The following is a 25,692-nucleotide window of genomic DNA, read 5'->3' as shown; positions in this document are numbered from 1 at the left end:
ACCTTGGATAAACCGGAATTCCACCGGCTTGACTACACACCCTTAGCTGGGCGCACAACATGGAATTTTCCATATTTATTTTTTCTGGCGGCTGTTTTGTTCAAATGGATAAACTTTTTGCAACTGATAGATCCTTACCCAAAAGTAAATCATAGTTCTGTTCCGTTGTTGGAAGTTTTTTCGTTTTTGTACCGATAGACTCCATTACTCTATTCGTCTGGATTCACGGTCAAAATTTAAGTATACTTTTGTTCCTTTTTCTGGTTTTGATTCAATCCAGATAGTATGATGGAGACGATCTATGATTGTCTTACAGAGATATAATCCTATTCCAGTGGATTTTTTATTCGCTCTTCCATTGTAGCCGGTAAAGCCTTTTTCGAAGATTCTTGGGAGATCCTCTTCTGCAATGCCGATTCCGTTATCGGAGATCACCAGAGTTTTTTCTTCTGTGTAGATTGATATTTCTCCGCCTCTTGCGTATTTAACTGCATTGGAGAGGATTTGTTCAATGACGAAGGTCAGCCACTTTTCATCGGTCAGGATCTTCTTATCCTGGATTTCAAGGTGAAGTCTTGTTCTGGTCATGATGAACATCTGGGAATATTTGCGGACTGCCTGGCGGACGATTTCTTCCAGGCTGCAGATCTGGAAGGCGTAATCGGAGGTTGCGGAACCCATTCTGAGATAGGTGAGTACCATATCCACGTATTGTTCAATCCGGAATACCTCCATTTTCATGCTTCGGGTAAGTTCCTGTGCTTTCGGGCTTTCCTGTACTTCTTCCAGTTCCTCTCCGCTCTGGATCAGGACTCCGAGTGCTGCAATTGGAGTCTTGATCTGATGAACCCACATGCTGTAATAATCAGACAGCTCCTGTTTTTCAATCTGCACAGAGGATTCCAGTTCTTTTTTCTCTTCATAAAGCTGCCGGATCAGTTCCTGGTACATTTCGCTTTCCCGGCTTTCTGCCCCCGGAAATCCTTCTGCCTCTGTCCGGATTTTTTCCTGATTTTCTTCCAGTACTCTTTGTCTTTTTTCATATCGTATGAAAACAAGTGTAAACCAGATCACATTCCACAAAATCACCAGAAGGAACGCATATCCTGCAATCTCCACCGGAATTTCATAGATCCAGAAGATGACTGCAAAGAGGATGCCCGAAACCAGAACCGCAATTCTCTCTGGTCTTTTTTCTTTCCAAAATGCCCTTAAAATCTCTGTCATACCAGCATGTACCCGATTCCTTTCTTTGTCCGGATCACATCATGCATTCCGGCTTCCTCCAGCTTTTTCCGAAGTCTCGCCACATTTACTGTAAGTGTATTATCATCGATGAATTCGTCACTTTCCCAGAGTCTGGTCATGATCGCATCTCTGGTCACAAATTTTCCTGCGCTCTCAAAAAACATCTGACAGATCTTGAACTCATTCTTGGTGAGTTCAATCTTCTGCCCGGCTATTGTAAGTGATGCATCTCCCAAATTCAGCAGCATTTCTCCATGCTCAATGATATTTGCCGTTCCCTGAAGTGCATATGCTCTTCTAAGCACCGCCTGCACCTTTGCTGTCACTACATTCAGATCAAACGGCTTCTCGATAAACTCATCTCCGCCCATGTTCATTGCCATCACGATATTCATGTTGTCATTCATCGATGACAGAAAGATGATCGGCACATTGGACAGTTTCCGGATCTCCTGGCACCAGTAGAATCCATTGTAAAACGGAAGCCCGATATCCAGGATTACAAGCTGTGGATCTGTCTTTTTAAATTCTTCCATTACATTTTTGAAATCACGTACACATACTGTCTTATAATTCCACTTTTTTAAATGCGATGCCAGCCGCTCTGCGATCGTGTTATCGTCTTCAACAATCAGTATTTTATACATTTATTCCTGACTCCTAAACTCTCTTCTGGAAGTTTCCGTACACCTTAACCCCTTCATCTACCGTAGTAAATGCTTCCGGATCCAGTAAATACACCATGTTCAGGATATCTTCTACTTCAAATTTATTCACGATCGTCACCAGAACATAATTGTCTTCACTCGTAAATGCACCTTCACCATTCCACTGCGTAACACCACGTCCGGTTTCTTTCATGATTGCCTCTGCGATTCCCTTCTTCTTCGTGAAAATCAGCATTCTCACATTGATGTTCTGAAAATGCATCCTGTCCAGAGTTACCGTGTAGAAGAACAGGTAGACAACCGAATAAATCACCGTTGAGATATCAAAAACTAAAAGATAAATGGCATACAGTATCAGATTGAAGATGGTTCCCAGTTTTCCAACGGACATTCCCGCATATTTTTTCGCCATCCAGATACCGATAACCTCTATTCCACCACCGCTTCCTTTTGCCGTCAGCATGATTCCGATTCCGGCTCCGGTTACAACACCACCGATGATGATTCCAATAACCGGATCAGCGATCACTGCTGTTGCCGGAGTTGGTACGATTGAAGTAAATAAACTGATTCCTACCGTTCCAAGGATTGTATTTATAAAAAATGTCTTTCCGATTTTAAACCATGCAATAAATAAAATCGGAATGTTGAGCAGTAAATAAATGATACCATACAGGTTCAGACCTGCAATTTCCTTAATCCCGATCTGTCCTGCTCCATAACTTAACAGCTGTGCAAGACCAACTGCTCCCCCGCTGTATAAATTCATAGGGATAATAAATACATTCAGACCAACTGCGTAGATCAGACAGCCCACTATGATCCAGACAACCTGCATTCCCCTCTTCTGTGGCAAAAAATTGTTCATACTCTTTCTTTCCTCCTGCTTCCTTTTTATATCAGGTAATTGATACCTCGTAACTTTTCCATACAGTATATCACGCCGGCATCTGAATTTATAGACTAAAGTACAATTTTTTCCACTTTCAGTTCTTTCTGTCGTTTCTGATCCTCAAGTTCGAATCTGCTTTTTCCAGAATACCGAATGTTCTTCTCACTACCAGATTACTGATCACAAATGCCGCTGCCAGCGCCACAATCAGAATGCTCTGCCTTCACAGCCCAGCGCATCTTCGTAGATCTTGCACGCCCATTCTGTGCACACTCTTCTGCCGAAGGCCGGACTACATCTTTGGCATATTCGGAATAAACTCCCTCGCGATATCCTGCTTTTAAAGCTTTCTTCACCAGTTTGTCTTCTCCTGAATGGAATGTCAGGATCGCTACTCTTCCCCCCGGTTTCAAAGCGCCCGGCAGTTTTTCCATAAATTCATAGAGTACTTCAAATTCATGATTTACGTCAATTCTGAGCGCCTGGAAAGTCCGTTGACAGGTCTTCCTGATAATATCTTTTTTCTCCTTATTTTCCGGAAGGAAAGACAAGGTCTGTTCGATCACCTGGCGCAGCTTTGTCGTAGTATCAATTCGATGTCCTTTCCAAATTTCTTCGGTGATTGCCTTTGCCAGTTCTTCACAGTACGGCTCATCCGAATTTTCATATAACATCCCGGCAAGTTCTTCTCTTGAAATTGTATCCAGTCTTTCGGCTGCACTGATCCCTTTTTCCTGATTCAGTCGCAGATCCAGAGGTCCGTCCACTTTGAAAGAAAATCCTCTCTTTGGGTTGTCAATCTGCATAGAAGACACACCCAGATCAGCCAGAATAAAATCAAATCCCCCAACTTCTTTTGCAATCTCATCGATAGTACAAAAGTTCTGAAGACGGATTGTTAAAATATCCTCCCCAAATCCCTGTTCTTCCAGACGTTTTTTTGTCTTTGCAGATTCTTCCGGATCTACATCTGTCGCGTAAATGTGCCCCTTTCCTTCCAGACATTTCAGCATCGCTTTTGTATGTCCGCCATAGCCAAGCGTTGCATCAAATCCAACCTCTCCCGGCTGGATCTTCAAAAAGTCAAGAATTTCCTGCACCATGATCGAAATGTGCATTCCGGCAGGTGTATTTCCTTTCTGAATGACATGGGCAATCATGTCCTGATATTTCTCCGGCTGTAATTCTTTGTATTTTTCTTCAAATTTTCGTGGATATTTCCCCTTGTACCTTGTGCGGCGCTTGTGAACACCTTGTTCAGTGTTCTTTTCCTGTTCTAACATACATTATCTCCTTACTTGTTGATTTATTTTTGGTTTTTCGAATCTCTGGTCAACTCCATCGATTTTGTTGACTCATAGCGAAACTTAAATTATGCCCAATATGGAATATACTTTTTATATCTTGGTGCTGTATCCGGGTCCATTACTTTAATATATCCACCTTCAACAGCACTGGTAAAAAATCTCGATGCCTTGGTCTTCTCTTTTTCTCCCAAACCGAACATTTTTCGAATATCTGAATTAGAAATACCTTCAAAATTGACATATGCCAAACACGCCTATATATGATCAATTGTTGCAATATCTTTGTGTGCATATGTGCCACCATATTTTCCACGCTTTACATATAATCCAATGGCATTTGTTTCATTTACCCATTCCGAAACACTAGGTGTAAAAATCAATAACCCTGCTTGCTTTTTAAAGTGTTCAGATTCGAACACTTTAAAATTGGGATTATATATCTGTTCCCATACAGACAAATATTCCAAAGTACCACGATTTCTTAACCAATTTCTTACCACATCTGCTGCCCTGACAGAATCTGATTTAGCCTTAGCAATATCTGTAATACAAATATAATCATCTAACTCCTGTTTCGAAATAGAAATCTGCACATTTTGCACTTCAATTATTTTATTCTTCATTCACATCTTCCTTTATGATGAGTTTTTCCATCTTTGCTTTATACGCTAATAAGCGTAACACATAATCTGGCATCTTTCGGGTTCCTCGTTCCCACTCTGTTACTGTTCTGTATGGGATTTCAAAATATTCACAAAATTCCTTTCTGTTCATTCCGGTACTTTCTCGTAATTCTTTTATTTTATCTTTTATTTCCATTTTCTCCCCCCCTTTTTCTTTTACACATTGTGTATGTATCGTAGCATATTTTTTTACTTATTACAACATCTATCATCTTCATTTCGGTATGCTCTCTGAAAGGCATAATCTACCATACCCCACCTCCCGGTTCGGATACTTTCCAAATCCAGGCAGCTCTCTCGCCCCGCGCCGGAGATACGCCTTCACCTTCTCCCCATACAAAAACGGATCATTCCCTCTCACAATCCCCCACTCCATCAAAAGTGCCGACGCTCCGGTCACAAAAGGCGTCGCAAAAGAAGTTCCACTCACCGAAGTCATCCCTCCGCCAACTGCTGCCGTCCTGACATTCACTCCCGGTGCCACAAGATCCGGTTTCGTCCTTTCATCCTGCCAGGTATATCCTCTTCCTGAAAAAGATGCATAGGAAAAAGTAAGCGCATCATACGCCCCAACCGATATCACTTTATCTGCAGTCGAAGGAATCGTTAAGGTCACTTCTTCATCCGGATACAAAAATCCTGTCCCCCGGTTCAATACATTCTCACTTGGCAACCACAGATCATACTGCCCTTCCACAACCCTTGTCGGATTCAAAATGATCTGCCAGACTCCCGACGTAATATAATCTGTCACCGGAATCATATCAATATAAATCTCTTGCGCGACATTATACGGGCTCGGTTTTCCATAATATAATAAAATCTCCGTTTCCCCGATCCGGAATCTCTGCGAACCGAGAACAGATTGTATTGGACCGATCCGCGTCCCCGCAGGAGATACAAATGAAATTTCCACTTCGTCCGTATACGCTTTCCAGATCTGAATATTCAATGTCGGTTCATCTGCCTGTACTGCGAGCTGTATTCTTTCTTCTTTTCTTTTCTGCAGCACTCCAGAAGTATGCCCGGCACTTGCTGCTTCATTTCCGGTCCCTACACAGATCACACTCTTCCAGAAATTCGACAGATCATCAATATACCGTTCTACCAGACTCCTGCCGTCATGAGAACCATATGTATTTCCAAAACTTAGATTGATCGCCACCGGCATCCGAAATTCCAGTGCTTTCCTCACCACATAATCCATCGCCTGCATCAGTTCTGTCGTCCGTGGAAATCCGTCTGGCATAGGCGATCCCATTTTTACCACAATCAGCTCACTCTCCGGTGCCACACCGGCATACAGATTTCCGCTTCCTCGCCCATTTCCGGCAGCAATCCCTGCAACTGCAGTCCCATGACCGGATATATCCTGACTTGGTACCATTCTTCTCCTTTCCTCTGACGCGTCAGCCTCAAGTGCCCTGTTAATCTGCTCCTCGGTAAATTCCACTCCCATCCAATAACCTTTTGGTGGATTCTTCTCTTCATCCGCATTCGGTCTTAATGACTGATCCCACATCACCCGTATTCTCGTCGTTCCATCTGCATTCCGAAAATCTTCATTCGCATAATCAATCCCCGAATCAATTATCGCCACAAGTACACCCTGTCCACGCATATCAAGAAAGCGGGTATCCTGCACCTCATTGATACAGGATACCCGCTTCCCATTTGCTATTTGAAAAAATAAACGTTTCGGTTTCTCTATATATTCTACCTCAGGAATATCTGAAAGTAAATCAATCCTGGACTGGCTGATCCGAATGATCGCGTACTCATTCTGAAGTTCAACCACCTGGATTGCCAAGGCTCTTACCTGATCCAGATTGCCCGAATATTTAATAATCAATTCCCATTCCCTGTCAATCGGATGATACCCGACATCCAGGTTCAATGATTTTTCTCTTTCTTCTTCCGTCGCTCCAAGCGCCAGATTTAAAAGATTTTCCAGTTTCTGATCTTCCATATCTTCTTACGCCCTGTAAGTTATTCCTGATATTTTATGACGATCATTCCGAAATTATTTCTGTATTTTATGCTACATTTTCTGCAGCCTGCTTTTTATTTGCAGACTTTCCTGCTTTTCTCTTATCATATGCTGCAAATAATCCTGCGAGAAGTGTTCCTGAAATAGAATGCCATGTACAGGATACAGCACAGATAATTGCGGATTCCGGTGCAACCGCAAACTGTGCCGTTGTGGTTGCAAGGTTGGTAGCAAGTCCGGCGTTCTGCATTCCAACTTCGATGGAGATTGTTCTCTTCTTTGCAGTATTCATACCAGTCAGTCTTCCTGCGCCGTATCCCAGCAGATATCCAAGTCCATTATGAAGAAATACTGCCACAAAAATTACAACTCCTGATTCAAAGAATTTGTCTCCCTGCGAAGAAACCACTCCGCCAACTACACATGCAAGTCCAAGTACTGCAACTCCAGGCATCACTTTCTGAAGCTCTGTAAATGTTTTTTTCTTTCCAAACAGATAATTCAGTAAAAATCCAAAAGCTACCGGAACAATAACGGTCTCAACAATAGATACAAACATCGGAAGTCCTTTGATCGTAATATGCGTTCCGCTTGCAAGAAGTGAAACCATAAGCGGTGTCATAATCGGTGAAATGATTGTGGATACCGTAGTCATTCCTACGGAAAATGCCACATCTCCGCCACACAGATAAGACATGATATTGGAGGATACACCACCCGGACAACAGCCTACAAGGATCAGACCAAGTGCAATTCCATCCGGAAGCTGAAGTACTTTCGTCAGTGCAAATGCAAGAAATGGCATGATCAGATACTGCGCGATTGCACCGATACAGATATCAAAAGGTCTCTGTGCCAGAATCTTAAAATCTTCGGTTGTCAGTGTCAGTCCCATGCTGAACATGATGATTCCGATGATGATCGACTGACAGGTGAACTTGTTGGATACCGGATCAACGAACAATGGGTTATTTACCCATCCCATCATTGCCGGTACAAAGAATGTGACTACTGCAATAGCGATTACCACCAATGATGTATAGTCTGATAAAAATTTGCTTGCTTTTTGTAATGCTTTCATTACAGTTTCCTCCTTTTTCTTTTCGTCCACGCAAAACTGTTCTTCTAATCTTCCGATAACAAAATTCACAGGATTTTTTGTATACACAGCAACAAAAAAGTCCCTTTCCAGAATCAATCTGAAAAGGGACGAATAAAATCCGCGTTACCACCCTAATTCCACAGAAAATAATCTGCGGCACTTCACATACCAACATATGCTATCCATATAACGGTGGATCCCGGCAAGGTCTACTTGCAGATACTTTTCTGCTTTGGACCCGCTTCTTAGAGAGGATATCCTTATCCGGTTATTACCTGTTCACACCATCCACAGGCTCTCTGAAAATAATGACGGATACGACTTTGTTCTCATCAACGAATTTTGGTGAACCATATTTTCTTTAACAGTTATTATAGTCTTCTCTTCGGAAATGTCAAGAACGAATTTTAATTAAATCCGACAATTCTTCTCGCCACAATGTACGCCAGAGACGAAATCTTTCTTCCTGATCTGCCCGGAAGATTCATGGTCTGTCCAAGGATTCCGTATCGGATCTTCCAATAAGTTCCGTAGTGATTCTTCTTCAGATACTGCCACAGCTCCCGTTTCTTTTCCAGATTCTCTGCATTTTTGGAACGAATCAGAAGAATCGAAGACACCGTCATCATAATTGCAAGATAATTAGTCATATAGGTCCGCAGTTTTTTATTAGAAATCTTGCGCATATCATACATATCAATCATACTCTTTGTGACAAAAATCTGCTGATCCACACGACTGATCATCACCTTTTCATTGACAGACTGATCTTCTCTTCCAATGTAATAACGATAAAAATCCACATCCATATAATACATCTTACGCACATGCGGAAGTGGATAGTAAACATAAATATTGTCCACATAAAATGTATGCTTCGGCAGCTTGAGCTGACATAATTTCAGGAAATCTGTCCGGTAAATAACAGAATGCATCAGAATATACTGTCCCAGATGAAAATGTTTCACATCATTCCAGCCAAAAATCTCTTCCTGTGGAAGCACATTCTTGTACTCAATCACTTTCTTGTGCTCCATTCCTTCTTTTTCGTATACATAATTGGCAAGCAGCATATCCACCTGCTTTTCTTCCTCTTCAAACTTTTTCAGAACATCCAGAATCTTGTACAGTGCTTCTTCATCTACCCAGTCATCACTGTCCACAACTTTAAAATATTTTCCCTCTGCGTGGTCAAGACCTGCATTGACCGCATCTCCGTGTCCACCATTTTCCTTATCAACTGCACGGACGATCGTTGGATACTTTTCTTCATACTCATGTGCAATCTTTGAAGTATCATCCTTTGATCCGTCATTAACTATGATGATCTCTACATCTTCTCCACCTTTTAAAATAGATTCCACTGCCCGGTCCATATAAGCTGCCGAGTTATAACACGGAATCGCAAACGATATATATTTCATGTGTATTCTCCTTCTCAATTTAAAGCTCACGTTCCTAGTATAGCCTAATTTTTTTTGTTTTCCAACTGATATTGTAAATTTCACATTTTTCGGCTATAGTTAAAGCTATATGATTACTATGAATAAATAGGAGGATTTCAACTATGAATCACAATTTACTGGTCGGACAATCAGGTGGTCCTACTGCTGTAATCAACGGAAGTCTCTATGGTGTTGTCTCAGAAGGTCTGGCAAATCCGGAGATTGATAATGTCATCGGTATGATCAACGGTATCGAAGGTTTTCTTGCCGATCACACAATGGACATGGCACCTTTAAAAGAAAATGGCGAACTGGAACGTATCCGCACCACACCGGGTTCTTATCTTGGTTCCTGCCGTTATAAATTACCGGAAGATCTTTCCGATCCGGTTTATCCTGAACTTTTCCAGAAATTTACCGAAAAAGAAATCAGCTATTTCTTCTATATTGGCGGAAATGATTCTATGGATACCGTAAGTAAATTATCCCGCTACGCAGCAACAGTCGGAAGTGATATCCGCATCATCGGAGTTCCGAAAACCATCGACAACGATCTGGTTCTGACCGATCATACCCCGGGCTACGGAAGTGCTGCCAAATATGTTGCTTCTACAGTACGCGAAATTGCAATTGATGCCTCTGTCTATGATAATAAACCATCTGTCACCATCGTCGAGATCATGGGACGCCATGCCGGATGGCTGACCGCCGCAAGCGTTCTTGCCCGCAAATTTAAAGGCGATAATCCGGTTCTTATTTATCTTCCGGAAGTTGCTTTCTCCCCGGATGCATTTATCGAAAAGGTAAAAGAAAAGCTTACTAAAACTTCTAATCTCGTTGTCTGCATTTCCGAAGGAATCAACGATGGTAACGGAACCTTTTTCTGTGAGCTTGCAAGTGATGTCGGCACAGATACTTTCGGTCATAAAATGCTAACCGGCTCCGGAAAGTATCTTGAAAATCTCGTAAAAGAAAAGCTTGGTATCAAAGTACGCTCTGTGGAACTCAATGTCTGCCAGAGATGCTCTTCCTCCTGTTTATCTGCCACAGATCTGAACGAAGCCGCTGCTTCCGGCCGTTTTGCTGTAAGTGCCGCTTTAGATGGTGAAACAGGAAAGATGATCAGTTTTATCCGTAAGAGTGATGACCCATACATCCTTGAATTCGGAACTGCAGACGTGAACGAAATCTGTAATAAAGAAAAAGCTGTTCCTGAAGAATGGATCACAAAAGACGGTTCCGACATCGGAGATGAATTCATCGCTTATGCCCGCCCACTGATCCAGGGAAGTGTAGAAGTACCTATGAAAGATGGGCTTCCATACTTCGCATTCCGCAAATAGTCTTGTTCACAATTTGTTCATTTATCTTTCAAAAAACCTTCATTTGTTAAACACTCTTTCTTCACAAGTGTTTTATATACTAGAATCATCAAATGAAGAACATAAAAGATAAAAGATTTCAAACAAATCATTTAATAAGACGTGCAGAAGTTAATAATAGAATAACTTTTTCATAATACATGCCGGGGGCTTTTAAGTCACCCGGCATCCTCCCTTTTATGGGACTTTTTCAAAAATTTCTTTCAGCGTTTTATTCTCCAACCCGGATATTTTCTCCATCGATCACAATTTTATATTTTCCCTGAAGCTGTTTAAACGTTTCTGATTCTGCAAGCTCAGGAACTGCCTGGATGGCCTTTTTTACTGCTTCTGCACATAATTCTCTTTCCATTTCCGGATTCTCACAATAACGCTCCAGATAGTTCATCCACAACCTTTTTGAATCCGGTAATACTTCAACCGCCTCTCTGCTGATCTCCCACACTTTCTCATATTCCTGCGCTTCTTCATAAATCAACTGCAACTTTTCATAAATCTCTTCTAATTCTTCTTCATTCGATTCTAATTTTCTGATCTGTTCATATTGTTCAGCTGCTTTTAAATTCTCACCAAGTTTAAAATAGCTTTCTGCAAGATATTTTCTGACCTCACACTCCTTTTCTCCATTTGTATCCCACCGGTACCACGCCTGTCTTCTAATCATCTCCTCACCAATTCTCTTTGTCAGCCTGTTCCATTTTTCACTCTCTTCCAGAACACTTACCTTCAATAGCGGGTATTGGTACAAATACACTTTCATCTGTATTTTTTCTGCACGTTTCTCCAATTCATCTAATATTTTTTTTACTGCATCTTCTGCGTTTAATCCATCCTCCTGCTGCTGTATACTCCCTTCTTCCAGACTCGCTATGACCACCCGGTATGCATCGGAAAACTCTGTCTCCTGCATTTCCTTATCGAGACTATCCAGGCTATTCACATAATCTTCCCACGCTACATAATAAATAAGTCCCATTTCCAGATAAGGACTGTCCCCATTTTGTTCCACAACCTCTTTTGTCTCCTTTTTCTCCGTTGCTCCTTCCTGAACTCCCGCCTCTGGCTGATCCTGATCCGCTGCAATCGCTTTTGTTTCCGGCTTTTTCACTGTCCCTCCGATGATTGCTACACTCATGATACAAACCGCCAGAATTGCAAGCAAAATCTTTTTTGCCGAAACCTTATCCCTCGGTCTTTCCATTTCCCTTTCCAGAAAACCAATTTCTTTTTGCATATTTTTCAATACTTTTATGGCATTTTTCCCACTGCTATAACACTTTCCAAGCATTCTTTTCCAGACTCGCTCTTCTTTCCGTGTAAATGCCTTTGGATCCAGACATTTTTCTGCTGTAAATTCCATTATCTTTGCCAGACCATACAGATCATCCGACCGTTCTGTCTTCTGCGAAAGAACCCTTTCTTTCCTTACAAAAAGCATACGAAGCTTTTTCTTCTTCATCTGCTTTAAAAGTTCCTCGTTTTCCGGTTCATTGATATCCAGAAGGCAAAGCATTCCGTCTCCGGTTATAATCACTGCATATGGGTTCACATATCCATACGCAGCATCCTCATTTCCACAACGATAATACTGTTCCAGCTGTTTTGAAAGCTGTCTGATCCAGTCAAATACTGTTTCTTTTTCCACCCGGGTTCCCTGTTTGATATACTCCATCAAAGAACAGCCCTTTGCATAGTCATTTACCATATAACTCCAGCCATTCTGATCCACAAAACGGAGTACCGCATAGTCTTTTCTTTCTTCCATCCTGTTCCTCCCTGTGTCTGTTCATTCATATTAACTTGTCCCGAAAATGCCACATTGAATCATGTGTCTGATATCATATACTTTTCTTGTGATCTGTTTCAAAATAGAGAATGTCACCCTGCGTATCTTCGCAGAGTATTTTATTATACCGGATGCAATTTCCTGTAAAATAAAATTAGAATCGAATTAGAGTGACTTCACTATACACTGACATCCGCCACTTTACAAGCAGAACTTTTTTCAATAATTCACAAACTTTTTATTCCAAAACCAGTCACTGATCTTTTTATTTTCTATAATCTCCTGACAGTCACAGGGATTCCAGGGTTTGTGCATTCTGCCAGACTGGTTACTGTTCACAGTACCTGTGACCAGCAACGCATCTCGCCATTTTAAATCGCCTTTGGCGATGGGCGAGATGCCATGCAAGATAAAACGTGCATCCTCCGTGCCAATCAGCGTAGTGATTGACACGGGAGTGAACAGTAACCCAGACTGTACTTTTTCCCACTTGCTTTTCACTCCCGTATCGCTTATCCTTTTATTGAATATATTTATGAAAGAAGGCATACCTATGGCTGAATCTTCACATGTACTTCACGAAATCCATCCTGTATTTAACACAGACTCCCGCATTCTGATCCTTGGGAGCTTCCCTTCTGTAAAATCACGGGAAAGTCAGTTTTTCTATGGACATCCAAGAAACCGTTTCTGGAATCTTATTGCCACACTTACAGATGAACCACTTCCTGTCGGCATAGAAGAAAAAAAATCACTGCTCCTTGCACACCACATTGCCGTCTGGGATGTGATCGCCTCCTGTGATATCGAAGGCTCCAGTGACAGCAGTATCCGCAATGTCGTTCCCAATGACCTTACAGAGATTCTTCAGACGGCATCCATCCGGCAGATTTTCACCAACGGAGGCACTGCCGACCGCTTATATAAAAAATACTGTTTTCCACAAACTCAGCAAAAAGCAATCTGTCTGCCGTCCACAAGTCCGGCAAATGCAGCCTGGTCAAAGGAACGCCTGCTTACCAAATGGAATCAGATCTGTCCTTATCTTGAATAAGAGCCAGCAAACTTGCCTTAATCTCCCCGTTCAAAAGTGAGTTTCAAAAATGAGATCAAAAGTTTTTTAACTTTTTTCATTTTAGTGCTTGACATATTGTCTTTCCTGATGTATACTCAATTTTGTTGTTGAGCAACACAGTTCAACACACAATATAAATGTGCGTTTAGCTCAGCTGGATAGAGCGTTTGGCTACGGACCAAAAGGTCGGGGGTTCGAATCCTCTAACGCACGCTGTAAGAGGTCTTTCGTGAGAAAGACCTCTTTTTTATATGTGCCAATCTGGGCACATATAAAAAGTGCCCAGATAATTTTCATACCAGGACACATTCATTTCATTTCTTTTCGCTTTTCCACTCTGCATTCTATCCAAGTGCCACATCCAGCGTCGTTCCAATAAAAGGGATCATGATCCCGGTAAATAAATTCATGCTTTAAACCGCTGCTCCTGCTTCCTGTGTTAAAATTTCTGTCAGAGCCGCACCACTGCTTGTATGACTGCGAACCACCTTCGCATTGCTTCTTTTTGCCTCATCAAGCGCGGTTTTTACCATCTTGTGCGATACTGTATTTGTAAAAAGTACAAACAGGTCAGGCTGTCCAAGCTGCTTATTCAGATCGGCAGACATATGCGTAAATACTTTAGCTTTACATTTAAACTGTTTGCATATTTTTTTATACTGACAGACCATTCTGTCATGACCTCCTACAATTACAACGCTCATTCTTATCCATCTCCTTAATTCATTCTAATAACGATTGTGATTTTTTTGTATGCCGCCCCGCAAAAACGGAGCGGCTCTTTTTTGATGATTATTTAGCTTTTAATTTTTGGTTTTTATTTGTTTTTGATTCGATTATAATTTTATTTGATTATTTAGCTTTTTCGGTTTTCTGTTTTATTTAAAAGGTATTCGTATCTCTTATAAGCCAGCCACCTCCCTGCCGAGTGACTCACACTCATCTATTGCATCTGCTCCCGGTGTTCCGTGGCAGATAAGTCCTTCTCCGCCGACGATCTGTGCACCAGCCTGTTCCATTCTTTCAGTCCATGTACGCATCCATTCGCCGTCTCCCCAGTCATAGGATCCAAACAGGGCAACCTTTTTTCCTGATGCAAATCCTTCCAGTTCAGATACAAACGGTTCTACCGTTCCGTCTTCCAGTTCTTCAGCTCCCATTGCAGGGCATCCAAGTACCCAGACAGCCTGATCTTTTAAATCAGCAGGCGAAATAGTTTCCATCGGTACTACATCAGCACTTTTCCCTGCTGCTGTAATTCCTGCTCCAATTGCCTGTGCCATTGCTTCTGTATTTCCTGTTCCGCTCCAGTATGCTACACAAATATCACTCATTTTTAAATTCTTCCTTTCTTTTTTCTTTCTATCATCTACCAGGTTTTATTCCTTTATGCAGGCTGTATGTCAAATGGCTGTCTCACGCTTCTTGCTGCATGCCACAGATCCTTCCCTGCCTGCATTTCCCTGATAAATTCCTCTTTTACAACGTTGTAGATAGAAAACATTTTCTTGCGTTCTTCTACGTTCTCATACACTTTCCAGTATCCCTGATAAAGGAAATCTTTTCCGTTGTGCTCAATAAACCCTTTCACATCTGCAAGTGGATATCCGAGGAAAATTCCAAGTTCATGTGGAAATTCTGCACTTCCATGCTGATATCCTTCAAATCTCAGATTCATAATCTGAAGCATCTGCGGAAACTCAAATCCCCGATAGCCAAGTATATCAAGAAATTCGCTGTATTCTTTTTTTCCAAGGATTTCAAGAATCTCTTCTTCTCTGTAGATCAGCCATACTTTTCGGACTCCGCTGTCGCAAAGCATGCTGTATGAAATTCCCATCTCTTTCAGACTTTCCGCAACTTCCTTTTCACTTACATTTTTCAAGGTCAGAATATTGGATGGCTTTACACCGGTCAATACCGGAGCACACTGCCATGCAATTTCCATCTGAGCAGATGTCTGTACATCTTTCTGCATCCAGTTCATGTTGTTTTCCTCTTGTATGAGTTTGTTTAAATTTATTTTAGTTAGCTTTTTCTAACTATTTATAGTCTACTATATTAGTGGGATTTTGTCTATAGGAATTTTTGAGAAGTTTTCTCATTAACCCGTAATTTATGTTTTTACAACATATATTCTATCTGCCCTGGAAATATATCTTACTGTAATTTTGTAATCATTTCTGCAAAAAAAAGTGTATCAAAGTTTTTCAACCTTGATACACTGTATTTTTATAATTAACAGTCTTCCGCAATCTTATCAATCAGTCTCACTGTATCTTCCCATCCAATACACGGATCCGTAATCGATTTACCGTATACCATATTTCCGCCGATATCCTGTCTTCCTTCTACCAAGTAGCTTTCTACCATTACACCTTTGATCAGTTTTTTCAGCTTTAAATCATAATTTCTTGTGTGCAGTACCTCGCTTACGATTCTGAGCTGTTCTTTGTACTGCTTGTTAGAATTGGAATGATTGGCATCAATGATCGCTGCAGGATTCTTCAAATTCTTCTGCTCATACATATCCAGAAGTCTCTTGCAATCCTCATAATGGTAGTTTGGAATCGTTGTACCATATTTATCCACGCCGCCCCGCAGGATCACATGTGCCAGATCATTCCCACCTGTCGTCACATCTTGCCCACGATAAATGAAGCGGTGCGGTCCCTGTGCTGCAACAACAGAATTGAGCATTACCGATAAATCTCCACTTGTCGGATTCTTCATCCCAATCGGGATATCCATTCCGCTCGCAGTCAAACGGTGCTGCTGGTTCTCAACCGAACGCGCACCAATCGCTTCATAAGAAAGAATATCATCCAGATAACTTCTGTTCTCCGGATAAAGCATCTCATCTGCTGCTGTCAGATAAGTCTCCTGCATGGCTCTTATATGCATTTTACGGATTGCAATGATTCCGGCAAGCAGATCCGGTGCCTGCTCCGGATCCGGCTGATGCAACATTCCCTTGTATCCCTCTCCGGTTGTACGTGGCTTGTTCGTGTAGATTCTTGGAATAATCATCAACTTATCCGATACTCTGTCATTTAACTTTGCAAGCCTGTTCACGTACTCACATACCGAATCTTCATTGTCCGCCGAACATGGTCCGATGATCACCACGAATTTGTCTGATTTCCCTGTAAAAATATCACGGATCTCTTCATCCCGCTTCGCCTTGATAGCTTTTAATTTATCCGATAACGGATATTCGTTTTTCAGGTCTGCCGGTAATGGCAGCTCTGCGTTCACTCTCATTCCCATTGTATTATCCTCCTGCATGTATTTTTCTAGTCCTGATAATATCTTACCATATCTCTTGTAATTTCTGAAACAGAATGTGCACCGCACATCTGCATGGCATCTTTGAGTTCTGCTCCCAGCTTATCAATGTAAAGCTTCACACCTTCTTCTCCACCGCCATAGACCGCTACAACGAACGGCCGGCAGATCAGTACACCGTCAGCACCAAGTGCAAGTGCCTTGAAAATGTCTGTACCGGAGCGAATCCCTCCGTCAACCAGAATCTTCATAGAACCGTTCACTTCTTTTACAATCTCTTCCAGCACTTCTGCAGTTGCCGGACACTGATCCAGCACTCTTCCTCCGTGATTAGATACGATGATCGCATCGGCACCTGCTTCTTTTGCTTTTCTCGCGCCTTTCGCTGTCATCACGCCTTTGACGATAAATGGTCTTCCAGCCATCTTCACAATCTCGGAAAGCTCCTGTACATTCTTGCTTCCTGCCGGCGGATTCATATTTTTCAGAAACGGAAGTCCTGCCGCATCAATATCCATCGCTACCGCAAATGCTCCTGACTTCTTCACCAGTTCCATCTTCTCCCGGACAGTATCCAGATTCCAAGGCTTTACTGTAGGTATCCCGCATCCATCATTTTCACGGATTGCCTCCGTTGCAGCCTCCATTACCTTTGCATTCACTCCATCTCCGGTAAATGCGGTGATTCCGGCATCTGCACAGGCTGATACCAGTACATTATTATAAGAAACATCATCATACCTGTCACTGTAGTGCAGATTCACGGCTCCAACCGGTCCTGCAAAGAACGGCATCTTAAATTCCTTTCCAAATAAATTCACAGAAGTGTCTGTCTCTCCGCCATCACAGATCGTATCCATGTTCACGCGGATCTCCTGCCACTTTTTATAATTTCTGATCGCAGTATCACCAACACCTTTTGCTCCCGGTCCCGGTATCTGGTTTTTACATGCTCTTCCATCACAAACCGGACAGGCTTTGCAGTAAAGCCCCATAGATAATTTTGCGTTTTCCATCATTTCCTGATATGTCATATCATTCCCTGCTTTCTTTTGTTTTCCTGTATCTGACAGCTTCGACTTTCTGCCACGTTACTTAGTCAGTATGATATCACTTTTCTGTCTGTTCGACAAGAATACCTCCTTGTTTTTGACAGGATTTTCCCCTATAATAAAAACAGAACACTTGAATCATAAAGGAGACTTAACTTAGAATGAAATGCCCTGTATGCGGTCACAAAGTCCGCCCCAGCAAAAAATATCCCGGCAAATATCTCTGTGATACCTGCCGTAAAAGATTTCCGGCATCCGCTGTGATTCCGGATGATACAGATACCCGAAGTACCAGATCTTCTGCTCATAAGCATGGATCTGTTTCCGGAAAAAAGCGCCCGGCTGCCAGACAGCAGGCTTTTTTCGACGATCCCCTGAACGGACCGGAGATCTACCACAGCACAGCTGCTGCCATGCGCAGCATGCGTAAAAATGTTCCGGAAGCAGAAGAAGCAGAAGCTCAGAAGAAAGCCACTGAAAAAGTTTCTACAGACAAACCTTTTTCCGGAAATGAATCCTCCGTACAGGAGCATGCTCCAGTTCCAGAACCAGTTATCAGCTCCGGTCAGGCAGATGAACCTGCTGCCAAACCAACGCCAGTTTCCAAAAATGATACTGCAGGCACAAAGTCCGATGCATCTTCTGATGATGTAACTTCACCAGACCAGCTAACAAACCCCAAAAAGAAACACAAAAAAAGTCTGCCGTTTATCATCTTGATTCTCATCCTGATCATTATTGCGGTTATATTCCTTTTTTCCAAAATGCACACTTCTTCTGACAATTCTTCCGGCACTCCAACACCGAAGAAGACAGCTGATGCCACCAAAGAGATCTATAAGCAAAATGAGACCGCCGCATACAATGGCATTGAGATCACGATGGACAGCTACGTAGAATCCGAAGGAGATGACTGGTCTGTCCCGACAGAAGGCAATGAATTTATGTTTGTCCATATGACAATTGTCAATCAGACATCTGATGATCTGGTCATCAGCAGTATGGCAAGCTTTGAAAATTATTGTGACGATACCAAACTTGACTACAGTGCAGCTGCATTTACTGCTCTTGCAACCACAAGCGACCAGCCAAAGCTCGATGGAACGATCGCTCCCGGCGAAACCCTGGAAGGATATCTTTCTCTGGAAGTCCCACTGAACTGGTCTACCATCGAAATCCGATATACCGATAAGATCTGGTCTGATGATGCCGTTCATTTTCAGATCAAGCGTCAGGAGTAAACTACTACCTGCAGATACATGGATGGCAAAAGCAAGCTTCTTCGGAATTCTCTGTCAAATAAAAAAAGGATGCAGCTCTAAGGCTGTATCCTTTTTTATTTCAGAATCTTAAAGATTCACTTCGCGCATTTTTTCTTTCTTACTGCCCCTGCGATCACAATCAGAACGCCAAGACCTGTCAGTATCTTTCCTGCTGTCACTCCAGGCGCATGATACAAAATTCTGATTTTATGTTTTCCTGCTTCCAGATGAAATCCCAGAAACGCTTTATTCACTTTTTCACATTTCACCTTTACGCCATCTATCGTCATTTCAAACCCTTTATCAAACGGAATGGACGTAATGAACATTCCATCCTTCTGACTTTTGATTCTCCCCTGGATCAGATTCCCTTTCGTCTGCTCTTTATCCACCCTGAATACACTCTGATAAAGGCCGGTATCTTCATTTAATACGCCGTTATATGCACTCATATCTTTAATCGTATACTCTCCTTTTCCAAGAGATAAACGGACCGTTTTCTGCCCCTTTTCCAGTCCTACTGCATAGGTAAATACGGTATTTCTGTTATAATACACATGCTGGATTGACGAAAGTTTATTGCGCTCTCCTTCCAGGGATATTTCGATATCCTCTTTCGGTTTTTTATTTTCGATTCGAAACTGTACAAACAGAACTCCATCTTTCTCTTCCTGTTCCGGGACAGCCACTTCGAACTCCTGTTCCTTTTTCATTTTCACCTGATATCCGTTTTCAGTCGGGACAACCAGTGAAATCCCGTTATTCTTTTCCGGAATCCGAAAATCACATTTCTCTATGTCTTCTGCCAGTTTTTCTTTCACCTGTCCTGCCGATACAGTTCCGTCCTTTGTCACAGCATATCTGGTAAATACCAGCTGATTATATGGGAAATCCAGTCTGTCATATTCCGCTTCCGACATCGTCTGATCCGTCTCATAGGCAATCGGTGCTGCATTTTCATCACAGTACACATCCCCTCCCCCGGTCATCCACTTTTTCTCATATCCCGGTATATTCTGACTGGAGATCAGATATTTCACTCCCATCAGCTGTCTGAATACCGGATTCTGCGAAACCGACTGCATCAGAAAATTTCGGTACGGCTGCTCTACCTGAAAATCATTTTTACGGAAATTCTGGTAATCAGCATTATAGGAAGATGAATACAGGGATGTAATATATTGCTCACTGTTCCACACACGATTCAGATTTTCCGCATTTTCCTCTTCATTTCCAACCTGCTCGATCCGGTAGAATCCACTATCTGATGTAATTACCTTGTCCACAGCTTTCCCGATGGACCGGCTGGTATCTTCCTCATACGCTTTCCTGCTCTCCAGATTTCCACTCTTTTCCCAGGAATAGCTTCCGGTAACAATAAGGCTCAGGATCACCGGTCCCAGAACGGCTACTGTCAGATACTTCCGAATCCATGCACTATACGCTTGTGCCACGCAGATCAACAGTGTTATGACCGCATCCAGCAAAAGTAGTTTCCAAAGGACTTCGCTTTTCACATCATCCTTCTTCAGATAAATATATATGATAATTGCCAGACATGGAAGAAGCATCCAGATTCTCGCTATTTTCTGATTTTTCAGCTTCTCCAGATATTTTGCCGTAAGATAGCACAGAAGCGGCAAAAACGGGATCAGCGACTTCGGTCTGATATAAAGTGCACCATTGAGCAGATACGAAAAAAACGGAACTGTCAGCACCACCAGACAACCAAGCGACAGGATCTTCTCATAAGCCTTTTTATAAAAAAGTCCGGTCAGCAAAATAATCAGCATCAGACAGCTAAGTCCCGGTCCATATGCCCCATACAGAAATTTTTCCAAATTGATCTGCGGTGTCAGAAGCTGCCAGATATCTGTTTTTTCTCCCTTGCTTCCGCTTCTCCCGAGAAGAGCCATCGCAGTCGGCACAAGAAGAACTCCTGCAAGCATGATTGCCGTCAGAATCCTTCCTGCAAACCGCAGTCCGTCACCTAGAAATCCTTTTACCGTAATCATCTCTTCTGCCCGCTCTTTTGTCCTTGCATACCGGTAAATTCCATATAGACCAAGCGCCAGTATTCCACCGATGCTGAAATAAAAGCTTGTCATAATCATCAGAAAGGTTCCGCCGATCAGCAGACCGGATTTTTTCTGTTCAAAATATCGGTCGATTCCCAAAAATGTCAGACAAAGAAATGGCATATAATTTACAAACATAATCTGATGCGACGACTGATAGATCATAGGTCCTGCGAAAAGAAACATCAGCGCTGTCATCCCGCTTACCGCAGCTGTAAATTCCCGGCTTTTCAGCCACCGGTACAAAATTATAACCGCTGCTGCCAGACATACAATACTTGCCACCATCATATAATCTGACATCTTCACATTCGGCAGAAGATAACCGATCAAAACGACCGGACTAAACAATCCATAATAAGAAAAATTGTAAATATTCTGACCACCGCCAATATTTAATGCAAACTCAGGAAAAAACTGCCCTGTACGATAAAACTGCTGCCGGAAATATTCCGGGAACACACTGTGCTGACTGCTCCAGTCCACCTTTGCCCCGAAAATATTTCCTGCGCCTGTAGAGTACAGACAGGCGGCAACCGTAAGCAGGATCAGTGCCATTTCCCATAGCAGACCTTTTCTACGTTCTTTCATGCTTCTGCTCCTTATCATCGCTGGAATCCTTTAAAATAAAAATCGGACGTTTCTTCGTCTCAAGATAAGTCTTTGACAGATACTCCCCTACAATTCCGGTACAGAGAAGCTGTACTCCGCTGACCATGAAAATAATACAGGCAAGTGACGGCCAGCCGGATACCGGATCTCCCCAGACCAGCGTCCTTATTACGATTACTGCGATCATAATAAAGGAAAGCACGCAGAACAGTACACCCACTACCGAAGCCAGTGAGAGCGGTGCCACTGAAAATCCAGTAATTCCCTCCACCGAATATTTAAACAGCTTCCACATGGACCACTTGGTTTTTCCAGCAGAGCGCTCAATATTATCGTACTGCAGCCATTTTGTACGGAATCCAACCCAGCCGAAGATTCCCTTTGAAAAACGGTTATACTCGCTCATTTCCAGAACTGCCTGCACCATCTTCCGCTTCATCAGCCGGTAATCTCTCGCTCCATCTACAATCTCTGTCTTTGAAATAGCATTGACAAATTTGTAAAAGCTTTCTGACAGGAAAGAACGGATACGTGGCTCTCCGGTTCTTGTGACCCTTTTTGTCGCTACATTGTCGTATCCATCCTCCTGCAGGATCTCATACATCTCAGGTAATAGCGTCGGTGGATCCTGAAGATCTACATCCATAAGTGCAACATAATCGCCTTCCGATGCTTTCAGTCCTGCATAAATCGCAGCTTCCTTTCCAAAGTTTCTGGAAAATGAAAGATATCTGCACCTGCTATCCTTTTCATTCAGGTCTTTCATGATACCAAGCGTCGCATCTGATGAACCATCATCTACAAAAATCAGTTCAAATACAACATCCTTCATCTCGTCCATTACACGGCACATTTCTTTATAATAAACAGGCAATGCCTCTTCTTCGTTATAACATGGTACTACTACCGAAATCTTATCCATATTCTTCACCTCGGAAGTAGAGTTTACTCTCTTTTTATTAAATATGCACATCCATTTTCCTTAATATTTTCTGAAAAATTTCTAAACAGAAAATTACACTTTGAAAAAAGTGTGCTCCGGCACTTTCCAGTCCCAGGGCACACACATTTTCCATACCTTTATTCAACAATTGTATACTGAAGTAATTCATAATGAAGGCGGCTTCCTTCCCGGATCTCTTCCGGAAGAAGTGCTCTTGCTACCATCTTTGCCTCTTCCTCTGGCAGATTGGTCCGCTTCAGCATCGCATAATCTCCATCGATTCTCTCTACAATATAATCACAAACCAGCATCTTGTTCCTCCTCTTTTTTCTTCTATCTTAGCTCGCCACCGCTCTTTTTTCAACTACAAGCTCAGGAGTTACATTCTGATGCCGGTAAATACTCAGCAAAATTCCCATCAATACTGCTGAAACCATCTGGCCACTTCGTCCATATCCGAAGAACAGACACCAGGCTCCCTGACCGAACCTGGATACCCCAATGTTCGCCAGCAGTGATAACAGAAACTGAATTGCCAGAACCATCACACAGCCAAATCCCATCATCATACCAAGCTGGTTCTTCTGCTTCAGCGCGCTTCTTAAAAACCAGCACAGCAAACCGGCAATTATTGCAATACAAAGAACCATCACAAGAATTCCACAATACCCCGCAATTCCAAGCATCATATAATCCGCGGAACTGATACGGTCCCCAGTCCAAAAGTCCTCTACTCCGGTGGCGCGTCCAACTGCCATACATTTCGACAGCAGTTCCCGTACTGCCCCAAGCGTTGTCCCTTTCATCATTTGTGACTTATTCACTGCAAACATCGCCAGGATACGGCTTTTCTGATATTCCGCACCAAAGAAGAAAAAATATGCCAGTATGCCAACCGGAACTCCAACAACACTGATACCTATTCCGGTCATCACCTTTGTAACCGCAACCTGATACCATCCCTTTTCCAGTGCCAGCATCAGCATAAAGACACAGGAAAGTCCAACCGTCCCTGCCATCACAAGATCCGGACAGGTGATCAGAATCCCTGCGATAAGCAGCATCCAGACTATGGCTTTAAGAACAGCACCATATCCTTCTCCCCGGTACCGATACAACACTGCACCATACAATGGAAGAAACAGCCAGCTCATCAGCGAAAGACTTACACTGAAACCGCCGACTCCAATCCATCTTACTGCACCGTTAATCTGAAGGGCAAAAAAATGTCTCATCAGAACCATAAACAACAGATAACTGCCTGCCAAAAGCCTTGCGTGCTTCCCGATCCAGCTGTAATCCATATAACACACCAGGATCATAACCGAAAATGCCATCGCAAGCCGGAATATCTGCCGGATTCCTGCGATATATCCATAACTTTCATTCTGTTTCAAAAAGAAAACTGCAAACATTCCACTTAAAATCTGCATCAGAGCGATTACAAAAATTACTTTCCATGGCATCTTCGGTCTGTGGATCTGATCCATCTCCACTCCGACTTCCACCGGATCACCCATCTCCTCCACAGCTGCCTTCTCAGCTTCTTCTTCCTTCATCCCTTCTGCCATAAAAGCCTGCTTTTGATCTTCAATATGATCTTCTACTTCCTTTGCAATAACCGGACACATTTTCTTGCAGCGGATCTGACCGGTCATCAATTCCAGATAATCACGCCGTTCCAAAACACACACCTCCGATCACCTGTAAAATAGCTTCCGAATACGCTTTCCACTCTTTCTTTTTTGCCTGATACTGCTTTTTCCCATCTCTGGTAATCCGATAATACTTCCTCATCTTTCCACCGGCCTCCTGCTCATATACGGTAAGCCATCCCTTTTCTTCCATAGAATGCAGTAGCGGATATAAGGTTCCCGCTTTTAGTTCAAATACATTGTTTGACTTTCCTTTCAACGTATCGATCATCTCATATCCATACATATCCTTCTCTTCCAGAAGGCTTAAGATCAAAAGAGTCGTACTCCCTGATATCAGACTTTTATCAACTGCCATTTCTTTCTCCCTCCTTATATCGATTATCTATATACTTTGTACCTTCATATTATATCGATAATCTATATACGTCAACTGTTTTGCTGAAATTTATCTCTTCTTCAGAAGTTTTTAAGATATTTCAGGATTTCTTTATCTGCCCGTCACATTCTTTCCATAATTTCCCGTTATACTAAATGCATAAAGTTAAGGGACGCCGGTAATCCTATATGATATAAACTCTGTAAGATTATCAGGATGTCCGCCTAAAAAATCAGGCATATGTCTTTGACCTATACCTTTTATATATATCTTCTCTCTACTCTGCCGATACAGTTTTGTATCGGCTCTTTTTTTCATCTTATGAATTTTCAGCTTTCCGACACAGATATTCCTCATTTTCTCCTTAAGCTAAAAATTTAGCCGAAAAATTTTATTTTTTTCAAAAAAACACTTGTCAAAATCATATAGTTATGCTATTATAATTTTCGGTCACTGTTATAAAACAGTTCACCAAAATAGTTTTGGCTCCGTGGTCAAGCGGTTAAGACATCGCCCTTTCACGGCGGTAACACGGGTTCGATTCCCGTCGGAGTCACTTGGTTTAAGCCAATTGTATATACACAGCAATATGCCGATGTGGCTCAATTGGCAGAGCAGCTGATTTGTAATCAGCAGGTTATCGGTTCGAGTCCGATCATCGGCTTTTGTCCTTAGTGGGACGTATTTAATTTGGACCTTTAGCTCAGCTGGTTAGAGCAATCGGCTCATAACCGATCGGTCCCGGGTTCGAGTCCCTGAAGGTCCACTTTTTTAACAATTTCATATGGCCCGATGGCTCAGTTGGTTAGAGCGCCGCCCTGTCACGGCGGAGGTCGTGGGTTCGA

Annotated in this window: 24 protein-coding genes, 4 tRNA genes and 1 other annotated feature; of the genes, 8 read left to right on the top strand and 20 right to left on the bottom strand. The window is 42.4% G+C overall.

All coding sequences use genetic code 11. The features are described from left to right. Window positions 1-198: hypothetical protein (locus tag PGU50_RS17200; protein ID WP_270247574.1), on the top strand; the 198-nt coding region annotated here is incomplete at its 5' end. Between the two features lie 6 nt (window positions 199-204). Here PGU50_RS17200 and PGU50_RS17195 read toward each other — a convergent pair. The 9 genes from PGU50_RS17195 to PGU50_RS17155 form a co-directional block, all read right to left on the bottom strand. Beyond that, the gene (locus PGU50_RS17195) at window positions 205-1,227 is read right to left on the bottom strand and encodes a sensor histidine kinase (protein WP_270247573.1); all 1,023 of its coding nucleotides are present in this window, start codon (window positions 1,225-1,227) and stop codon (window positions 205-207) included. Next, window positions 1,224-1,895, bottom strand: a complete 672-nt coding sequence (locus PGU50_RS17190; RefSeq protein WP_008371417.1) for a response regulator transcription factor — start codon at window positions 1,893-1,895, stop codon at window positions 1,224-1,226. The genes PGU50_RS17195 and PGU50_RS17190 overlap by 4 nt, the downstream gene beginning before the upstream one ends. Before the next feature lie 13 nt (window positions 1,896-1,908). Then, window positions 1,909-2,784 carry a YitT family protein gene (locus tag PGU50_RS17185; RefSeq protein ID WP_270247572.1) on the bottom strand — a complete coding sequence of 292 codons (876 nt, stop codon included), beginning with the start codon at window positions 2,782-2,784 and terminating at the stop codon, window positions 1,909-1,911. Between the two features lie 197 nt (window positions 2,785-2,981). Beyond that, window positions 2,982-4,091 carry a 16S rRNA (cytosine(1402)-N(4))-methyltransferase RsmH gene (gene rsmH, locus PGU50_RS17180; RefSeq protein WP_270247571.1) on the bottom strand — a complete coding sequence of 370 codons (1,110 nt, stop codon included), beginning with the start codon at window positions 4,089-4,091 and terminating at the stop codon, window positions 2,982-2,984. 278 nt (window positions 4,092-4,369) lie between these two features. Further along, the gene (locus tag PGU50_RS17175) at window positions 4,370-4,738 is read right to left on the bottom strand and encodes a KilA-N domain-containing protein (RefSeq protein WP_270247570.1); all 369 of its coding nucleotides are present in this window, start codon (window positions 4,736-4,738) and stop codon (window positions 4,370-4,372) included. Then, entirely contained in the window at window positions 4,728-4,934 is a 207-nt protein-coding gene (locus PGU50_RS17170) for a helix-turn-helix domain-containing protein (protein WP_270247569.1), read from the bottom strand. The genes PGU50_RS17175 and PGU50_RS17170 overlap by 11 nt, the downstream gene beginning before the upstream one ends. 78 nt (window positions 4,935-5,012) lie before the next feature. Continuing rightward, the gene (locus PGU50_RS17165; RefSeq protein ID WP_270247568.1) at window positions 5,013-6,767 is read right to left on the bottom strand and encodes a S8 family peptidase; all 1,755 of its coding nucleotides are present in this window, start codon (window positions 6,765-6,767) and stop codon (window positions 5,013-5,015) included. Between the two features lie 67 nt (window positions 6,768-6,834). Further along, window positions 6,835-7,869 carry a bile acid:sodium symporter family protein gene (locus tag PGU50_RS17160; RefSeq protein ID WP_270247567.1) on the bottom strand — a complete coding sequence of 345 codons (1,035 nt, stop codon included), beginning with the start codon at window positions 7,867-7,869 and terminating at the stop codon, window positions 6,835-6,837. A 121-nt stretch (window positions 7,870-7,990) separates the two neighbouring features. Continuing rightward, window positions 7,991-8,235: a binding site (T-box leader), on the bottom strand. Between the two features lie 62 nt (window positions 8,236-8,297). Further along, window positions 8,298-9,314, bottom strand: coding sequence for a glycosyltransferase family 2 protein (locus tag PGU50_RS17155; protein ID WP_270247565.1), 1,017 nt, complete (start codon window positions 9,312-9,314; stop codon window positions 8,298-8,300). Between the two features lie 143 nt (window positions 9,315-9,457). Here PGU50_RS17155 and PGU50_RS17150 point away from each other — a divergent pair, with 143 nt between their 5' ends. Beyond that, window positions 9,458-10,678, top strand: a complete 1,221-nt coding sequence (locus tag PGU50_RS17150) for a 6-phosphofructokinase (RefSeq protein ID WP_270247564.1) — start codon at window positions 9,458-9,460, stop codon at window positions 10,676-10,678. 250 nt (window positions 10,679-10,928) lie between these two features. Here PGU50_RS17150 and PGU50_RS17145 read toward each other — a convergent pair whose 3' ends face one another. After that, on the bottom strand, window positions 10,929-12,482 hold the full coding sequence (locus PGU50_RS17145; RefSeq protein ID WP_270247562.1) for a hypothetical protein: 1,554 nt from the start codon (window positions 12,480-12,482) through the stop codon (window positions 10,929-10,931). Window positions 12,483-13,056: 574 nt separating this feature from the next. Here PGU50_RS17145 and PGU50_RS17140 point away from each other — a divergent pair. Both PGU50_RS17140 and PGU50_RS17135 read left to right on the top strand, forming a co-directional pair. Continuing rightward, complete coding sequence (locus PGU50_RS17140; RefSeq protein ID WP_270203695.1) at window positions 13,057-13,557, top strand: DNA-deoxyinosine glycosylase; 501 nt, start codon at window positions 13,057-13,059, stop codon at window positions 13,555-13,557. A gap of 160 nt (window positions 13,558-13,717) precedes the next feature. Next, window positions 13,718-13,791: transfer RNA gene (locus tag PGU50_RS17135), tRNA-Arg, on the top strand. 200 nt (window positions 13,792-13,991) lie between these two features. On the opposite strand, the gene PGU50_RS17130 is transcribed toward PGU50_RS17135, so the two are convergent. The 5 genes from PGU50_RS17130 to PGU50_RS17110 form a co-directional block, all read right to left on the bottom strand. After that, window positions 13,992-14,282 (bottom strand): DUF2325 domain-containing protein, encoded by a 291-nt coding sequence (locus PGU50_RS17130; protein WP_008369822.1) that lies wholly within the window; start codon window positions 14,280-14,282, stop codon window positions 13,992-13,994. A 198-nt stretch (window positions 14,283-14,480) separates the two neighbouring features. Further along, window positions 14,481-14,912, bottom strand: a complete 432-nt coding sequence (locus PGU50_RS17125) for a flavodoxin (RefSeq protein WP_195508796.1) — start codon at window positions 14,910-14,912, stop codon at window positions 14,481-14,483. 53 nt (window positions 14,913-14,965) lie between these two features. After that, complete coding sequence (locus tag PGU50_RS17120) at window positions 14,966-15,565, bottom strand: DUF3793 family protein (RefSeq protein ID WP_270247561.1); 600 nt, start codon at window positions 15,563-15,565, stop codon at window positions 14,966-14,968. A 251-nt stretch (window positions 15,566-15,816) separates the two neighbouring features. After that, window positions 15,817-16,848: a 3-deoxy-7-phosphoheptulonate synthase gene (locus PGU50_RS17115; protein ID WP_117824250.1), complete on the bottom strand. Its 1,032-nt coding sequence runs from the start codon at window positions 16,846-16,848 to the stop codon at window positions 15,817-15,819. A 26-nt stretch (window positions 16,849-16,874) separates the two neighbouring features. After that, window positions 16,875-17,900 carry an alpha-hydroxy-acid oxidizing protein gene (locus PGU50_RS17110; RefSeq protein ID WP_270247559.1) on the bottom strand — a complete coding sequence of 342 codons (1,026 nt, stop codon included), beginning with the start codon at window positions 17,898-17,900 and terminating at the stop codon, window positions 16,875-16,877. Between the two features lie 179 nt (window positions 17,901-18,079). Here PGU50_RS17110 and PGU50_RS17105 point away from each other — a divergent pair, with 179 nt between their 5' ends. After that, window positions 18,080-19,159 (top strand): DUF4352 domain-containing protein, encoded by a 1,080-nt coding sequence (locus PGU50_RS17105; protein WP_270247556.1) that lies wholly within the window; start codon window positions 18,080-18,082, stop codon window positions 19,157-19,159. 116 nt (window positions 19,160-19,275) lie between these two features. Here PGU50_RS17105 and PGU50_RS17100 read toward each other — a convergent pair whose 3' ends face one another. The 5 genes from PGU50_RS17100 to PGU50_RS17080 form a co-directional block, all read right to left on the bottom strand. Next, window positions 19,276-21,849 carry a YfhO family protein gene (locus PGU50_RS17100; RefSeq protein ID WP_270247554.1) on the bottom strand — a complete coding sequence of 858 codons (2,574 nt, stop codon included), beginning with the start codon at window positions 21,847-21,849 and terminating at the stop codon, window positions 19,276-19,278. Beyond that, the gene (locus PGU50_RS17095) at window positions 21,836-22,792 is read right to left on the bottom strand and encodes a glycosyltransferase family 2 protein (RefSeq protein WP_118218556.1); all 957 of its coding nucleotides are present in this window, start codon (window positions 22,790-22,792) and stop codon (window positions 21,836-21,838) included. Before PGU50_RS17095 ends, PGU50_RS17100 begins: the two co-directional genes overlap by 14 nt. 158 nt (window positions 22,793-22,950) lie before the next feature. After that, complete coding sequence (locus tag PGU50_RS17090) at window positions 22,951-23,124, bottom strand: hypothetical protein (protein ID WP_055247602.1); 174 nt, start codon at window positions 23,122-23,124, stop codon at window positions 22,951-22,953. Between the two features lie 27 nt (window positions 23,125-23,151). Then, window positions 23,152-24,498 carry an FtsW/RodA/SpoVE family cell cycle protein gene (locus PGU50_RS17085; RefSeq protein ID WP_270247552.1) on the bottom strand — a complete coding sequence of 449 codons (1,347 nt, stop codon included), beginning with the start codon at window positions 24,496-24,498 and terminating at the stop codon, window positions 23,152-23,154. After that, complete coding sequence (locus PGU50_RS17080; protein ID WP_270247551.1) at window positions 24,485-24,826, bottom strand: PadR family transcriptional regulator; 342 nt, start codon at window positions 24,824-24,826, stop codon at window positions 24,485-24,487. Before PGU50_RS17080 ends, PGU50_RS17085 begins: the two co-directional genes overlap by 14 nt. Before the next feature lie 505 nt (window positions 24,827-25,331). Here PGU50_RS17080 and PGU50_RS17075 point away from each other — a divergent pair. From PGU50_RS17075 to PGU50_RS17065, 3 genes are all read left to right on the top strand, one after another. Beyond that, window positions 25,332-25,403, top strand: a tRNA-Glu gene (locus tag PGU50_RS17075). A gap of 35 nt (window positions 25,404-25,438) precedes the next feature. After that, window positions 25,439-25,511: transfer RNA gene (locus PGU50_RS17070), tRNA-Thr, on the top strand. A 28-nt stretch (window positions 25,512-25,539) separates the two neighbouring features. After that, window positions 25,540-25,613, top strand: a tRNA-Ile gene (locus PGU50_RS17065). Window positions 25,614-25,692 lie beyond the last annotated feature (79 nt).

This window comes from Coprococcus sp. AM11-30B (assembly GCF_027674365.1).
GTDB classification, from domain to species: Bacteria; Bacillota; Clostridia; order Lachnospirales; family Lachnospiraceae; genus Allocoprococcus; species Allocoprococcus comes.
This window is presented reverse-complemented; position numbering and strand designations above follow the sequence as displayed.